The 15980-nt window shown below is 52.7% G+C and carries 10 protein-coding genes and 2 pseudogenes; 3 read left to right on the top strand and 9 right to left on the bottom strand.

What is annotated here, in order from left to right; translation table 11 throughout:
• Positions 1 to 455: 455 nt before the first annotated feature.
• Positions 456 to 1243 (top strand): IS5 family transposase gene (locus tag N6L27_RS07285; protein ID WP_271906558.1). Its coding sequence is split into 2 segments (ribosomal slippage): positions 456 to 792 and positions 792 to 1243, totalling 789 coding nucleotides; the frame shifts between segments, so codons are not numbered across the junction.
• Between the two features lie 59 nt (positions 1244 to 1302).
• Here the strand turns inward: N6L27_RS07285 and N6L27_RS07290 are convergent.
• Genes N6L27_RS07290 through N6L27_RS07320 form a run of 7 tightly spaced genes read right to left on the bottom strand, consistent with a single transcriptional unit; the run spans position 1303 to position 9359 of the window.
• Positions 1303 to 3114 carry an ABC transporter ATP-binding protein gene (locus N6L27_RS07290; protein WP_271906559.1) on the bottom strand — a complete coding sequence of 604 codons (1812 nt, stop codon included), beginning with the start codon at positions 3112 to 3114 and terminating at the stop codon, positions 1303 to 1305.
• Positions 3111 to 4055 carry an acetamidase/formamidase family protein gene (locus tag N6L27_RS07295; protein WP_271906560.1) on the bottom strand — a complete coding sequence of 315 codons (945 nt, stop codon included), beginning with the start codon at positions 4053 to 4055 and terminating at the stop codon, positions 3111 to 3113. The genes N6L27_RS07290 and N6L27_RS07295 overlap by 4 nt, the downstream gene beginning before the upstream one ends.
• Positions 4055 to 5680 carry an ABC transporter substrate-binding protein gene (locus N6L27_RS07300; protein ID WP_271906561.1) on the bottom strand — a complete coding sequence of 542 codons (1626 nt, stop codon included), beginning with the start codon at positions 5678 to 5680 and terminating at the stop codon, positions 4055 to 4057. Before N6L27_RS07300 ends, N6L27_RS07295 begins: the two co-directional genes overlap by 1 nt.
• A gap of 44 nt (positions 5681 to 5724) precedes the next feature.
• Positions 5725 to 6645, bottom strand: coding sequence for an ABC transporter permease (locus N6L27_RS07305; protein ID WP_271906562.1), 921 nt, complete (start codon positions 6643 to 6645; stop codon positions 5725 to 5727).
• Positions 6645 to 7541 (bottom strand): ABC transporter permease, encoded by an 897-nt coding sequence (locus N6L27_RS07310; RefSeq protein WP_271906563.1) that lies wholly within the window; start codon positions 7539 to 7541, stop codon positions 6645 to 6647. The genes N6L27_RS07305 and N6L27_RS07310 overlap by 1 nt, the downstream gene beginning before the upstream one ends.
• Complete coding sequence (locus N6L27_RS07315) at positions 7519 to 8127, bottom strand: ANTAR domain-containing response regulator (protein ID WP_334312487.1); 609 nt, start codon at positions 8125 to 8127, stop codon at positions 7519 to 7521. The genes N6L27_RS07310 and N6L27_RS07315 overlap by 23 nt, the downstream gene beginning before the upstream one ends.
• Entirely contained in the window at positions 8124 to 9359 is a 1236-nt protein-coding gene (locus tag N6L27_RS07320; RefSeq protein ID WP_271906566.1) for a transporter substrate-binding protein, read from the bottom strand. The genes N6L27_RS07315 and N6L27_RS07320 overlap by 4 nt, the downstream gene beginning before the upstream one ends.
• 107 nt (positions 9360 to 9466) lie before the next feature.
• Between N6L27_RS07320 and N6L27_RS07325 the strand changes: the two are divergent.
• Positions 9467 to 10229 (top strand): annotated as a pseudogene (locus tag N6L27_RS07325) (IS5 family transposase).
• Positions 10230 to 11314: 1085 nt separating this feature from the next.
• On the opposite strand, the pseudogene N6L27_RS07330 reads toward N6L27_RS07325, so the two are convergent.
• A pseudogene (locus N6L27_RS07330) lies at positions 11315 to 11674 on the bottom strand (transposase); the annotation flags it as partial.
• 269 nt (positions 11675 to 11943) lie between these two features.
• On the bottom strand, positions 11944 to 12267 hold the full coding sequence (locus N6L27_RS07335; RefSeq protein WP_271906567.1) for a hypothetical protein: 324 nt from the start codon (positions 12265 to 12267) through the stop codon (positions 11944 to 11946).
• Positions 12268 to 13185: 918 nt separating this feature from the next.
• Here N6L27_RS07335 and N6L27_RS07340 point away from each other — a divergent pair.
• Complete coding sequence (locus N6L27_RS07340) at positions 13186 to 15942, top strand: calcium-binding protein (RefSeq protein ID WP_271906569.1); 2757 nt, start codon at positions 13186 to 13188, stop codon at positions 15940 to 15942.
• Positions 15943 to 15980 lie beyond the last annotated feature (38 nt).

Consider the following 15980-nt stretch of genomic DNA (forward strand, 5'->3'; position numbering starts at 1 on the left):
CGCTAAAAGTCCGCAAGATCCCGCGCTGCATAATCTCACGGCTTCAAAGTCGTTGCACCTTGCATGAATGGCCGCTATCTCCAACGCACCGAAGACGGTGTCTCTATGCAAGCGCAGAAAGGTTCTTCCACTTCGCTTGTGCAGCACAATTTTAACAGGTCCGGTGTGGGCTCACTGCCGCCGAATGCCAACGCAGCAAGCACCGCGATAGGGACAAGACGGAACCGGCCATCAGCGAAATGGGCTAATCCCTTGAACTTCAGCGGTCTCTTTCGCGGGGCGGCTGTTCATGTCTAATGAGCCGACCTCCGGGCCGGAAGCGGCGAAATAGGGTGAAGAGCCCAAGTTGAACGATGCTGCGCGAAACACAAAAGGCTGCTTCGCCGTGGACCTAGGCGGTGTTGACAAAAGGGGTTCACAACGCACCGCAGGCGAGATTCAAGCTGGTATCTTCGATGGAGACCAGCTTGGCACGAGATCTGATGACGGATGAGGAATGGGCGTTTTTTGAACACTTCATCCTCGCTATCCGCGATACAAACGGGCGCAAACCGGCCAACCACCGCCTTGTTCGGGACGGGATTTTCTGGATATCCAGAACCGGGTCCCCGTGGCGGGACCTACCTGAGGAGTTCGGCAAATGGTCCAGCGTTTACCGCCAGTTCAGGCGCTGGACCCTGGCAGGGCTTTGGGAGGATATCCTGGATGCCCTGAACCAGAGCAGAGCCGTCCCCGGCGCCCTGCAAATGGTTGATAGCACCGTGATCCGCGCGCACCACCAAGCCGCTGGCGCAAAAGGGGGACTCCGGAACAGGGTTTTGGCCGCTCAAGAGGTGGGTTTTCGACCAAGATCCACCTCCGCGTCAACGCGCACGGGTTGCCAATGAGAACCGAGATCACGCCGGGGCAAACGTCAGATTACCTTGGCTTTGATCTTGTCATGGCTGACAACCTGCCCGAGCCGAAAGTGCTGCTGGCAGATCGTGGATATGACGCTGATCGCATTCGGGAAAACATGAACGTGCGCAATATCCAGCCGCAAATCCCGATGCGAAAGACCCGCAAGATGCGTGTTGGAGTGGATCATACGCTTTACCGGCTGCGCAATATGGTCGAACGGTGCTTCAACAAGCTCAAGAACGCGCGCCGTGTCGCAACCCGCTATGACAAAACTGCTGAGAGCTTTCTGGGTTTCATCGACATCACGTCAATCCGCCTATGGTTCCGCCATTTGTCAACATGACCTAAGCCCATCGCGCGCGAGTTTTAGTCTTAGAGAGTAGAGCGAAATCCAGACTCTGATTATTTCATAGTGTCCTCCAGCGCAATCAGATGCCCATCACCCATGTCCACCAGCTCAACATGAGATACCCGTTCAGCAATGGATTTGACTGGGCTGGGAACATCACCGACAAGACGGGCCGCCGATTGGCGCTCTCGACTTGGATCCGGTGTAGGCACCGCGGAAAGCAGCCTTTTGGTATAGCTATGACGTGGTGACCCGAAAATTTGTCGGCGGCTTCCCGTCTCGACAATTTGACCAAGATACATCACGCCAACGCGATCAGAGATGTTTTCAACAACGGCCATGTCATGGGAGATAAACAAGAAAGACACGCCCAATTCAGAAACGAGCTCTTTCAACAGATCCAAAACTTTAGCTTGAACTGTGACATCCAAGGCCGACACGCTTTCATCTGCAATGATAAGCTTGGGATTAAGAGCAAGAGCACGTGCGATGCAGATACGTTGCCGTTGACCGCCGGAGAATTCATGCGGATAACGCTGGATCTGGTCTCGCGCCAGTCCCACACGTTCAAATAAATATTCAACATGTTGGTCTTGCTCTTGTCGTGTCCCCACGCCATGTATCACCAAAGGTTCGCGGACCAGTTCGCCAACCCGCATACGAGGGTCGAGCGACGCCATCGGGTCTTGAAACACCATTTGGATATCGCGGCGGGTCTGATTGGACATCGCACCATATGTCGGACTGATGTCATGTCCGTTGATACGGATACGACCTGAATGATCCACTAGTCCGACCATCGCCTTGGCGATGGTCGATTTGCCGCAACCGCTTTCTCCGACCAGTGAAAAAATCTCGCCTTTGCGAATGTTCAGACTGACGTTTTCAACGGCATGAACACGATGGGTGACGCGCCCTAAGATCCCGCTACGCACGTCAAAATGTACGACGACATTTTCCAACTCTGCGACCAGTGTGTCTTCGTCAGGCCTGCCCATTCGCGCCTCGCCTGACCCATCACCAAGTTTGGGCACCGCCTCCAAAAGATTTCTTGTATAGACCTTTTGTGGCTTTGCAAAAAGTGACTCTACATGGTTTTCTTCGACGAAATGCCCGCCTTTCATGACCAACACGCGGTCAGCCATTTCAGCCACGACACCCATATCATGTGTGATCAAAATCAGAGCTGTCCCCATTTCAAGTTGGAGGTCCCGAAGTAGGTCTAGCACCTCGCGTTGCACAGTAACGTCAAGTGCAGTAGTGGGTTCGTCTGCGATCAGAATGTCAGGCTTCAGGGCAATCGCCATCGCAATCATAACTCGCTGACGCATCCCGCCTGACAATTCATGTGGGAATTGATTTAGCCGCTTCTCCGGTTCAGACAAGCGTACTGACCTTAGCGCTTCCAGGGCGCGCAAGCGCGCTTCTTTCAGTGAGATCGCTTCATGTGCGCAAATCGCCTCGGCAAGTTGCGTACCAATTTTCATTACTGGGTTCAGCGACGTCATCGGCTCTTGAAAAATCATGGCAATCCGATTGCCCCTGATCTGCCTGAACGCATTTTCACCAAGGGTGGTCAGCTCCTGGTCACCAAAATGGATTGACCCGCCGGTCACACGCACTGCTGGCGGCGGAAGCAGCCCCATTATCGCCAATGAGGTCAGGGACTTTCCAGATCCGCTTTCCCCCGCGATAGCAAGGGTTTCGCCACGGTGCAGGTCAAAACTCAACTCGTGAACGAGGGGTTTCAAACCGTTCTCAGTGTTCACGGAAATCGCCAGTTGATCGACCCGCAAAACGGGTTCAGTACCCGAGGGGCAATTGGAGGTAGCGACCTTGAAGGGAGTTGTATTTTCACTATTCATTCGAAGACACACCTTGGAAAATAAAATGACACAATCCAGTTCGGGGCATCAACAATTTCTGAGACCCGAAGGTCACCACATGTCGACACCAACATATAGGCATCCACGGCCGATAGGCTGTGAGATCTACACAGCAAATCCACCATGCCCATCACCGCATCACGTGCTCCGGTTATTAAATCAGGTCCAACACCTGTTGTGACCTCATACCCCTTGGCATCCAGGTGCCGTGTGACGGGGCCCGAGGTGGTGAAGCGAGGCATTTTCAACTGCGCATTTTTCACCAAATCTATGGTCATTACGGCATCCATAGGCGATTCAATGGCGGTTCCGCATACTTCACCGTCGCCCTGTGCTGCATGTGTGTCTCCGACGGACAGCATGGCTCCGGCAACCTCGACGGGCAGATAAAGTGTTGTACCTGCCGAAAGGTCACGAATGTCCAAGTTGCCCCCAACATTCCTGGGTGGCACAATCGAATGTAGCCCCGGTTCGGCAGGCGCGTTGCCAATGGTTCCGGCAAAGGGTTTTAGGGGAACACGCCCGTGTTTGCCAAACAGGGCAGGCTCCATCGTGTTGGGATCATATTTCCACAACGTCAGCGCAGGGTCGGTGAACTGGTCAGCCAGTAGGCCGAAACCAGGAATGTTTGCAGTCCAGCCAAATCCAGAGGGCTTAAAGCTGTCGATTGTGATTTTCAGCGCATCCCCTGGTTCAGCGCCTTCAACGTAGATTGGCCCGTTCACCGGATTGATCTTACCAAAATCCAGCGTTTCGACGTCTTTCACAGTGCTGTCAGCAGTCAGTTGCCCAGCAGAACTGTCAACACAGCGAAATTCAATCGTCGAACCAGGTGAGACCGTCTCGACTGGGACAAGCGAGTTGTCCCAGCCAAAATGGTGCTGATGATTGTGGATTGTGTAGGAACAAGCGTTACACATCAGTCCGTCACAAACACATAGTCATAGTTGACAGGAATAGAGACCGGATCCACGTAAAGCGCATCTGCACCGCCCATGCGAGCAGATTTCATGGTGTAGCGCTGTTCGTTGAATACTGGCACCCATGGCGCGTCTTCCATGATTTCCATGTAAATTTCGCTCCACATTGCCAACCGTTCATCTGCGCGGTCGGGATCGACAATCGCGTCCGCTTCTGTCGACTTTGCGTCAAGCGCTTCGTTGCAATACCAAGACCAATTCCAACCGCCTTGAACAGCGCCGGAACAACCAAGGATAGGGCCATAGAAATTGGCCGCATCCGGGAAATCCGCGATCCATGCCATGCCGCCCGACCAGATCATAGGCGCTTGGTCAGCTTCACCTCCGGCGGCGATAACGTTGGCTTGCGCAAGAGATTTAATACCTGCGGTGATCCCGATACTGGCCAAATCCTGCTGGATTGCCTGTGCAATCCGTGGATTTGGATCTGTATTCATAACGTACAGCTCGGTTTCGAACCCATCGGCAAAGCCCGCATCTGCCAGCATCGCTTTGGCTGCTTCCGGGTCAAACGCATACCCAGCGTAGCCGTCTGTATAGCCGGGCATACTTGGCGGCAGAGGCTGTGTCGCTGGAACGGCTCGCCCATTGATGATTTGAATGATCCGCTCTTTGTTGATCGCCATGTTGACGGCGCGCCGGACCACTGCATTATCAAACGGTGGCATTTGCGTGTTCAGGGTAATGTACCCAGTGTGCAATTGCCCGCCTTCGACAACACGATCAGCTTGTGCGGGGTCCGCCATCACTTCCTGAAATTTTGCGGGCGGTATTCCGTCGCCAGGCACATCAACTTCACCGTTTTGCAAACGAAGCAATGCAACAATGGGTTCCTGACCAACCTCAAACGTGATTTGGTCAAGATAGGGGATGCCATCGCGCCAGTAGTCCTGGTTCTTGGCGAAGACCAAGCTCTGACCGATCGTCCAATCACCAAGCGAGAAGGCGCCGGTTCCAACTGGTTTTTTGCCGAAGTCATCTCCGGCCGCCTCAACCGCTTCTTGCGGAACCACAGAAGCAAAGTTCAGCGCCATGACATGCAGGAATGTCGCATCAGGGCGACTCAACTCGATCTGCACTGTGGACGGGTCTATGGCCGTCACACCCTCAAGCGTTTCAGCATCGCCGCTAGCGACCGCGTCATACCCTTTGATGGACCAAAAGAAACCAGCCCCTGGGCTTTGCGTTTTTGGATTTGTAACGCGGTTCAATGAATAGACGACATCTTCTGCCGTCATTTCACGTCCATTGTGGAACTTCACACCCGCGCGCAACTGAAAAGTGAAGACCATACCATCGTCCGAGATAGTGTAGCTTTCCGCAAGTCCCGGTCGCAGGTCCGTTGTACCCGGAACATAATCCATCAACCCATCAAAGAGTGACTTAATCATGGACCAGTTTTGCCAGTCATAGCCTATTGCGGGATCAAGTGTTGCCACATCATCTTTATAGGTAATGACGATATTACCTCCAGATTTTGCATTGGGGTCCGGCTGATAGCTTTCAGCCGCAGCCGGTAGAGCAAGACAAATTGCCATCGCCGTGGTTGCAATCAAATTCTTCATTGTTTCCTCCCTTTGAAGACTTTTTTATTGGTGAGTGGTGGTTGTCATCGTGTTCGGATGCGGGGATCGATCAAAAGGCCGATAAGGTCAGCCAGCAGGTTGCCGATGACGATTGCAGTGGCCGAAACCAAAGTCACACCCATGATGATCGGAATGTCGACACGTTGGATCGCTTGCCATGCAAGTTGGCCAATTCCCGGCCAGCCAAAGACACTTTCAACAACTACGATCCCGCCCATGAAAATTCCGATATCGATGCCAATCATTGCAACGATTGGCAGGATCGCATTGGGTAAGGCGTGCCGAAAAGTAACGCGAACTCGGGTTAGGCCCTTGGCACGGGCCGTACGTACATAGTCCTGCCGCAGAACTTCGATCATCGAGGATCGCATCATTCGGCTATACCAACCAGAGCCAAGAATTCCGAGCGTCATGGACGGCAACACAAGATGTGAAAATGTCCCATAGCCGCCAATTGGGAACCATCCGAGTTGAACTGCAAAGACGTAGAGTAGTAGAAGTCCAACAACGAACTGAGGCGCCGAAACGCCGATGAAAGAGATGATCATCAGCGATTGGTCTGTGGTGGTACCGCGTCGCAGGGCCGCGATAATTCCCATGCTCAATCCGATCAACAGCTCTGCAAAAATGGCACCGGCCATAAGCAGAAGTGATGCGGGAAGTCGGGATGCGATTAACGTGCTGACTTCAGTCTTTTGCAGATAGGAGCGCCCCAAGTCACCCTGTACCAAGCCGGTCAGGTAACGCCAGTACTGCGCCCATAAAGGTTGATCAAGACCCAGTTGCTGGCGAATATTTTCTACGGTTTGTGGCGTTGCAGATCGACCTGCGATTTGCCTAACAGGATCCGCAGGCAGCCAGTAAAGCAGCACAAATGTGATTATGGATACACCAAGCAGGATCAGCAGGGACTGAAATAGGCGTTGCAAGACAAAACCGGCCATTAGTCGCGTCCTCTTTGAGTGGGGTCCAAAATTTCGCGCAAAGCATCACCAACAAGGTTGAACGCAAGCGCCAGTGTCACAATTGCAAGGCCGGGGAAGAAGACCAGCCACGGAGCTGCTTGAAAATAGGTTTGATTTTCAAAGATGATATTGCCCCAGCTTGGCGTTGGTGGTTGTACGCCCACTCCCAGAAAGCTAAGCGTTGCTTCGAGCAGAACAGTGGTGGAAATACCAAGTGTGCCCCATACGATGATGGTGGGAACAAGGTGCGGTAGGATATGTTTGAGCAGAATGCGCAAGTGACCCGCACCAAGAGTTCGCTCAGCGGCAATGAACTCACGCTGCGCAAGTGATGCGGTTTCTGCATACAGAACGCGCGCCGTTTGAACCCAGTAAACAATGGCGATCACCAGAGCTACTATCCAAAGCGATGGCTGGAAAATTGCCGCCAGGCAGATCGCAAGCAATAACGCAGGGAATGCCATCATCAAATCAGTCATGCGCATCAACGCACTTCCAACCCAGCCGCGAAAATACCCCGCTGTTACACCGATAATTGTACCAATTAGCAGTGCTAAACCGTTTGCAGCTACGCCGATGATCAACGAGGTTCGTGCGCCGTAAAGTATCCTGGTCAGCAGGTCGCGCCCCAACAGATCAGTACCAAGCACAAACTGCCCACCTGGGGGCATCGGGGCACCTTGAAGTGTTAGTCCGTCGAACATCTGCTCATTTGGGTCAAACGCTGTGAGCCACGGTGCAAAGATCGCGGCACATAGTGTCATTAGAACTAAAAAGAGACCAAACAAGGCGAGCTTTCGACGTGCAAATTGTGCAATCACGCCAGGTTCAATCGTTGTCGGGATATCCGGGTCAGTGCTTGCCGAGTTTGCCATGAAGCCCTCCTTGACTTTGGGCTGTAAGAACAATTCTGTGCGCCGCGTCTTCCATTGTTTCACGCCGCGCCATCGCCAACTGCCGCAGTTGCGCATATGCCTCGTCTTCACTACGACCGGCTGCTGCAAGTAACGTCACTGCCTGTACGACGGTTTGACGCTGAGACAATCTTCCACGTAAAACAGATATTTCGTCGCGCATCTGCTGGCGCACCTCAAAAGCCCGGCGAGCGATCAAGAGCGCACTAAAGACGCCGCCGTCGCCCACTGGTTTAAGTATTTGAGCATCGGCCCCTTGCGATAGAGACCATTCAATCCGCCCAGGCGCTTCGGAGCCGATCAAGGCAATCATCGGCATTGGGGCTTCACCTGCGTTCCAAGGAAACTGAGCATCATAGCCCATATCCGCGTCGAAAAAGACGAAATCCGCTGCCAATGCTTTCGGGGGCAATTCAGGCCAACAATCAAAAACGTCCAGACCAATGGGTTTGCACTGGCGGCGCAAGGATTGGACTGTTGCATGTGGACGATGCAATATAGCAACCCGCAGCTTGCTAAGATCAGGGATATGTAGCCGTATCCTCATTTGACGATCTGCAATCTTGGAAGGCGGGTATCAGTGCGGCGCTCTGAATGAGATAGATAGGGATCGGCGGGTATGTCTTGCCACTGTTCAAGAACCTGAAAGGCGCCGTCTTTGACCTGAGCGATTAGAACAGGCAAGGCAGTGTGATGTGTTTCAGTGTCAACCATTGTTCTGTGCGTGTTGACGCTCAGCAACTTTGAAATGGGCGCAGACTCCGCCCCTGGGTTTGCTTGCAAGAGCTTTGCAAGTTCCATTACCGCGGCCCATGAAGCCGCTTCAAATGAAGATTCAAAGCTGCGAACCCCATGACATGGCCATCCCCGCGCACCGTGAAAATATGGACCCGCTGAGATTAGCCCCTCTGCTGCGGCGCCAATTTCAACAAATTCACTTTCGGTCAGATTACACGACAGAACGGGACAGTTATCAGGGGTGAAAAAGCTATCAGTTTTGGCGAGTTCAGCAAAAGCTTTCAGAAATGTGTAAGACGATGCGCCAACCAGTGAATTCAATACAAAGTTCGGCCGGGTCGCCTGAATTTCCTCGATCATATGCCCAATGCTGACGTCGTCCAGCGCAAGGTAGCGTTCGCCGAGAACATCACCGCCAGCTTCTAGAATAATCTCGCGCGCAACGCGATTTACTTCCCAGCCCCAAATGTAGTTGGACCCGGTAAGATATCCACGGTTTCCAAATCGTGGCAGTGCCCAACTAAGAAGTGGAAGCAAATGCTGGTTGGGACAGGCGTGTGTGTAGACGACGTGATCAGAGGCCTCGAACCCTTCGTAAGGGAGGCAATACCATAGCGTAGCGCCATATCGCTCAAGAAGCGGAATGACGTCTTTCCGGCTCCAACTGGTGACGCAGCCAATGACATGGGCGACGGATTTCTCTTCAAGGATTTCTTTGCAAAGCGGCGCGTAGAGGTCAACGTTACCCTTTGGATCGCGTTCGACGGTTTCAAAAACGAAGTCATAGGACTCGTCAGAATTTATGGCGTCGATTGCCAATAGTGCGCCTCGCCTGCTGGCGCTTGACAGGCTACCGTAGCTGCCACTGCGTGAAAACAGAATGCCTAGTTTGATCGTTTTTCGCATTGGCCCTTTTGCTCCTCCCAAAACAAAAAAGCCCCGCATCATAGCCCCGAAATTCAGGACAGATGCAGGGCTTGGATGCCGTCTGACAAAGGTCAGTAGTTGATTTAAGAGTAGCCCAAAATCGCGTTTTGTCAATACATGCTGTGTTCCTGGTCTTTATGGTGGGCTTGAAGCAACTAGGGTCAGGACCCATTGATTTCCGGTTGTCTGCGTGATTCACGGTTCAAAAAACGAGCGGTGACATGTCTGATCTTTTCTGGTTGAGCGACACGCAGCTGGCGCGTCTTTCCCCCTTCTTTCCCAAGTCCCACGGCAAGCCACATGTTGATGAACTGCGGGTGTTGAGCGGTATTATATTAATTAATCGCAATGACTTGCAGTGGCGTGATGCTCCGACGGCCCTTGGCCCGCACAAGACGTTGTACAACCGTTGGAAACGGTGGAGCGACAAGGGCATCTTCGCCCGGATGATGGCCGGTCTGGCCGCAGAACACGGCGAGAAGTCGGCGGTGATGATCCCCTCTCATCGAAACTGTGTTTCGACTGCCGGGCAGTGGGCGCGACCTATCTGAAGGCACACCGCACGGCGACCAGTTTGGTCGAACCAAAGGCGGCATGAATACCAAGCTGCACGCCATCTGCGACAGCCAGGGACGCCCGCTGAGCCTGTTCGTTACGGCTGGGCAAGTCAGCGACGACATCGGCGCCCGCGCTTTGGTGGACAGCTTGCCAAGGGTGGAATGGCTGCTGGGAGATCGAGGCTATGATGCTGATTGGTTCCGGGAAGCGTTGAAAGACAAAGGGATACGCGCCTGCATCCCCGGCCGGAAACAGCGGAAGAAACCGGTGAAACACGACAAGCGCCGTTACAAACGCCGCAATCGGATAGAGATCATGTTTGGCAGGTTGAAGGATTGGCGGCGCGTGGCGACCCGATACGATAGGTGCCCGAAGGTCTTCCTATCAGCAATCGCCCTCGCAGCAATGGTCATCTATTGGCTATGAGTCCTGACCCTAGCAATGGCTGCACGTGCAAAGGGCGGCAAAGGTCCCGCGCCTTTCGCGTAGATCAGCCATGCGGCGAAAGTGCGGTTTGGATCTCGGCTGTCGAACCCCGTTTGAACGGCCGCTGTGGCGACACTTGCTGTGGCGTGGCGGAAACAGTGCTGCACCTGCGAGCGGATGCTGCACCAGCGAAGTGCAGAAATCGAATGTCGGCAGAGTCCCGCTGTGTGTGACTTCGTGATCCTCGCGGTGAATGGCAGCTGACGATCTCGCCGGCTGCTTTCCTCCTGCCCTTCCTGTCTTATTTAGAATGTGATCGCGGACGAGACCGCGATCGCTTGCACAGAAGTCAGCCGCGCATCCGCTCCGCTCTAGCGCGCCTGGCATTTTCCATTTGATTGGTCCGCCTGCCATCCGGCCGGCAATCTGAACACGGGTTCTGATGCCGCTGCGCGTCAGCCTACACGGAGAAATTCGGTTCGTCCCGCGCCTGGCGCGGGCCCCTCCCAATTTCACCGCTCCGGCCCCGTGTGTCAGATCACCGTCCGGCCGCAGTCCGGGCTGCGCCCACCCTGCTTTGCCCTCCGGAAGACACGAGGTCTTCCGAAGTGAAAATCAGGGAAGGCTTCGCCACTGGCGGAATAGGAGGCGCGAGCGGGGATGTTGGAGACACGAAAAAGGAAAGGTTCTGTCGCAAATGGCAAAACTATGTGTCGCACGACAATTTGGTGTCAAACGTCAGGCAAAGCTGACCCGATGCTGACTGTTTTTAAGGAAAAATTGCCTGCACCTGCCAGGCATTTCCACCCCAATTGTCAAGCATTTCTGACCCAGGACAGGCCGGTTTTCGCTGCAAACGCAGCCAAGGCGCCATCCTGTGTCCTCTTTACGCAGGCAGCTGACGTTGCAGCTTCATGCAGTGGACGGCAGGTTCGAGCCCAACCCCGACCTTCGATTTTCATGCTGCGCTCGCTCGCAGCGCCAATTTTCTGCTTATGCATCATCTTGAGCGCGGCAATGCGGTGTAAGGAGCGGCCATTCGCGCCAGGCGCAGCGAGATTTCGTCAGGCAATGAACGAGACGCGGACGAAGCGGTTCAGCGACCCATCGGCGCGGCGATATGGGATCTGGACGGCCAGTGTATTCTGTCGGCGGCAAAGCGTAGAGAAATCCGGAACGGGCCAGTCCAGACCCGCCAGATTCAAAAGGCTGGTGACCATCCCGACGGACTGCCGGAGGGGCAGCTTGAACAGAACCTCGATCGACAGGCAGAACTGGATCGCCGCATCTGAGAAAACCGCAGGGCGACCGGGGCTGCCATCATGCGGCGCGAGCCAGGTCATCTCTTTGTCCAACCAGATCAGAAGCGACCCGCGCTTTCTGAGCGCATCGTTGTAGCTGGACCAATTCGTCGTATGGTAGCGGGCCGGTGCAGGCTTGCACATCTGCCCTGTCTAACCGCATGGATTCGTGATGTGAATCCTTAGCACTCAGAGTTCTGCAACAACACCGTTCCAGAAAGCCAATGGTGGTGCCGGGTGGCTTGAACCAGCCGTAGAACGTGGTTTGGGATGCCCAGCAGATGCGCCTGAAGGAGTTGGCCGAATGCCCTGTGCGGTATGGATATCGTCGCCTGCACATACCGCTGCGAAGGGAGGGGTGGTATGTGAACCACACGAAAAAAAACGCAGACCCATGTGACAAGGAGAGTCCGTCAAGTTTCATCAGGTGATGGCCTTAATGCTCGGAAAGTCTCGTGAGACTCTTCGATGTCGCAATTTGCATAGTAAATAGAATAACCCGCCTCTTCTATTAATTCCATTAACTGCCAAAAGGTTTCATCGTCCACATCCCGAAATACTTGTTCGAAGATATCTCCTTCATTCGTCGAGCAAGGCCTTCGCGAAAATTCTCTTCTTACCAGATCACGAGGAGATGGTACGTTTTGCACTGGGTATTTGCGTGAATTGTTCATTGCCGCTCGTGAGAGGCTCAATATTTGAACCACATTTCCAGATTGAGTTTCCTTTTTTGGCATTTAGCTTCTCCAACTGAACTACCCACCCAGTACGATAAGCCTGCGTTCGCTATGTGATTGCGGTTACTTATTGCAGCCTGCAATGGCCGATCAAAGCCACTGATGCTATCACAAGTGCTCGGTCAGAAAAGCAGCTGACAAACTCAATAAATAGAAAGTCTCTTTATTTTGGCAGCTTGGTTGAGGCTGCAACTTCCATGCTTCCCCGCAAGTGGTTAAACAAGTGTAAACTTAATGAAATTTCCGAAAATTTTACGCACAGCTTTGCTTACCTAGAGGCCCGCAAAAGGAAAGATGGGGAACAATTTCCATTAACGGAATATTTAAAAAGTTCCCCCAATGTTCACTCACTGTTCGCGATTGTTCCGGATCGCTTTGCCAGTTTGCCTCTTAACCTTCGCTGTCGCGCCTGGGGCAAATTCTGAGAAGGGAGAGCAGAAAGTGATTTTGTTGCTTAATACAATGGTTTTAGCACCTCACAGGGAGCTGAGTAAGCCCCTGCGAAAATGGCCAGGTAACGTCTCCTGCTTTTTTTTGACCGGCCTATCAGAACCAAAAGAACTTATAGCGGAAGAGTTGACTCACATTGGTTTAAGGGCATGAAACCTATGAAAATGCGGCTCAATGGGCATCTAACCTCGGTTGCAGCTATTCTTGCAAACAAATTCCAGGGCAAAAGTCTGTTTTCATTGGGCTCAATAACCGCTGCACAATCAGAAAACTTACGGCACATGGCGGCTTTCCAACTAGGGTGAACGAAAGGCTGCGGTGAATGCCTACTGCTGCCCTGTGATGCCCCCCTACGACACTGGAGATCCCAGATAAGCCCGTACGCAAGGGACGGACGCCGGATAAGAGCGGCTTATGCCGCGTGGTTTGATGGTGCACCCAAATGCTTTCCGATTTTTGTGAGGAAAAATGCCAGTCTATTCCATTATTGACCAAGATGATGCCGCAACAGACATCGTGACAATCACCTCATCCATGTTTGGGGCGAATTTGGTAACGCAATACGATACCGAGTTCGTTGACCCTTCCGACAGTCATCTAGCAGACGTTCAAAGCTTGGGAGTTTCAACACTGCGATTTCCTGGCGGGGCTGTCACTGAAACGCACTTCGATATAAAAAAACCAAACTCGGCCGTATCAAAAGTTGACTCCTCCGTGGCCTTGACGCCAATGAATGACTTTTTTGGAGCCGCGGGAGCAATAGGTGCTGATGTTTCGATTGTCATTCCTACCCAAGGCGGGTTTGAAACCGATGCTTTAAACGCCTTGCAGGGCGGCACATTCGGCTCCAGAAATCAATTGGATTCGAGTTATGTGAATGACGTACTTTCCTACATTGATGCAGCTATCAAGAATGCTGAGGATAACGGCGTTATCATTACGGCATTCGAACTCGGAAATGAATTCTGGGGCAGTGGGCAAATGACAGCCGCCGAGTATGGCCACCTTGTCGGGCAACTTTCCGTTCTGGTGCACAAAAAACTCGACGCCGCTGGAAATGATGCTGACATTCTCGTGCAGACCACGGCTTCTGCAGGGATATTCTCGCCAAACGAAACGTCTTCGATCTATGTTGATGTGAGCGGCAATGTCCCGTCATTTTACAAGCAAAGCTACATTGACGAGGAATACGATGGCGTCATTCCCATCAGTTTCCAGACCTACACTATCGATGGTCAAGGCCGGGATTGGGAGCAGGCAGAAGATATTGCAGTTGGCATCAATGCGGCAGATGGTGCACCAGATGCAATCACCGGCGCCCTCCTCCACTACTATGCCAATGAAGGTCTCGAAGGTGTGGATGCAGGAAAATCAAATGTCTTTCGACGGGTCAATACGTTTGAGGAATTGCTCGACAGATCCGAGGATTTGCCAGAATTGACGCAGCATCTAACAGAATGGAACCCGCAAAGAGGCACACACGATACTAGGGGACTCAAGCATGCTTCAATGCTGGTGGAGATGGTCTATGAAATGGCCACACATGGGATAGAAGCAGCGCAGATCTGGCCACTGACCTTCAACCAAACGCAAGAAAGGGCCCTTCTAAATCATCACGGAGACGGGTTATCGATTTCTGGTGAAGCTTTCAAGATGATGAGCGAAAGCCTCGTGGGTCTTCAAGCCAAGTTCGATTTTGAAGTGCCGGGGAAGATCGACGTACATGGGTATGGAAATCCCGAGGATGACAAATCTCTCGTACTCTTCGTTTCGGAGCGAAGTGGTGCATTTTCTGAAAATGTCACCCTTGATGTAGGCAGATATATTCCTAACACACCCTATTTCATCGTTAAGACCCAACTCTGGGACGGTGGTGCAGGTGGCGACGATTCAAATGCCGTTCCGGTACTAAATTACAGCGATGGTGTCGTTATTTCGGGTGGCCTAGTTGAGCTTGACATGAACGCGTGGGCGAATACCAGGATCGAAATCTCCTACATAACAGAGGGAGCAGACATCATTGTCGGTCGCGGCGGAAATGACTCAATTATCGGCGCTGGAGGCAATGATTTGCTCGAAGGGAACGCAGGTAGCGATACTCTAAACGGAGGGACAGGAGACGATAAAATCATTGGCGGAAGTGGCAACGACGAGATTGATGGCGGCACAAATTACGACACTATCGACGCTGGAGAAGGAAACGACAGCGTATGGGGCGGAAATGGGCGCGACCTTGTCTTACTCGGCGATGGAAGTGATGTGTTCCATGACAACGGCCAAAATGATCAACATGGCCAAGACACAGTCTACGGCGGAGCCGGGCATGACGTAATCAATGGTGGTGGCGGCCACGACCTTTTATGCGGTGATGAAGGGAACGACTCCATTTCCGGCGGGATAGGCAATGATCAAATTCACGGCGGCACAAATTACGACACTATTGACGCCGGAGAGGGAAATGACAGCGTATGGGGAGGAAACGGGCGCGACCTTGTCTTACTCGGCGATGGAAGTGATGTGTTCCATGACAACGGCCAAAATGATCAACATGGCCAAGACACAGTCTACGGCGGAGCCGGGCATGACGTAATCAATGGTGGTGGCGGCCATGACCTTTTATGCGGTGATGAAGGGAACGACTCCATTTCCGGCGGGATAGGCAATGATCAAATTCACGGAGGCACAAATAACGACACTATCGACGCGGGAGAGGGAAACGACAGCGTCTGGGGGGGGGACGGGCGTGATCTGGCCTTCTTGGGCGATGGAGATGATGTGTTCCATGACAACGGCCAGAATGATCAACATGGCCAAGACACGGTCTACGGCGGAGCTGGAGATGATTTGATTAACGGCTCCGGTGGCAATGACATCTTCAATGGCGGAAGCGGCAAAGATATCGTATCCGGAGGCGCCGGAAATGACGTTTTTGAATTCAAAACTGGAGACTTGGTCGACTGGGATGAGATAAGCGGAACGGTCACTGAAAGAAGCACTCAGTTAGATTTGGTGCGAGATTTTGCAGTTGGCGAGGACAAAGTTGAATTTGATGAATTCGCTGGAGTCGAAAACCGCTCTGACTTGAAGACTTGGAAAACCGTTATCGAGAATAATGTTTATTTTACAGTGTGTGTCAGATCAACCAATGAACGCATCTTAGTTGACGTTGAAGATGACGTTACTTGGCAAGATTTCTTTCAAGATTCCAACTTCCTATTCTTTTGAGGCGAAGAAGAAGAAACAAAATCTGGCATTTCTGCAGG

The organism is Leisingera sp. SS27, from assembly GCF_028368855.1.
GTDB lineage: Bacteria > Pseudomonadota > Alphaproteobacteria > Rhodobacterales > Rhodobacteraceae > Leisingera.

Coding starts and splice junctions, on each gene's coding strand:
- N6L27_RS07290 (WP_271906559.1), bottom strand. CDS start 3,114: ATGAATAGTGAAAATACAACTCCCTTCAAGGTCGCTACCTCCAATTGC.
- N6L27_RS07295 (WP_271906560.1), bottom strand. CDS start 4,055: ATGTGTAACGCTTGTTCCTACACAATCCACAATCATCAGCACCATTTT.
- N6L27_RS07300 (WP_271906561.1), bottom strand. CDS start 5,680: ATGAAGAATTTGATTGCAACCACGGCGATGGCAATTTGTCTTGCTCTA.
- N6L27_RS07305 (WP_271906562.1), bottom strand. CDS start 6,645: ATGGCCGGTTTTGTCTTGCAACGCCTATTTCAGTCCCTGCTGATCCTG.
- N6L27_RS07310 (WP_271906563.1), bottom strand. CDS start 7,541: ATGGCAAACTCGGCAAGCACTGACCCGGATATCCCGACAACGATTGAA.
- N6L27_RS07315 (WP_334312487.1), bottom strand. CDS start 8,127: ATGAGGATACGGCTACATATCCCTGATCTTAGCAAGCTGCGGGTTGCT.
- N6L27_RS07335 (WP_271906567.1), bottom strand. CDS start 12,267: ATGCCAAAAAAGGAAACTCAATCTGGAAATGTGGTTCAAATATTGAGC.
- N6L27_RS07340 (WP_271906569.1), top strand. CDS start 13,186: ATGCCAGTCTATTCCATTATTGACCAAGATGATGCCGCAACAGACATC.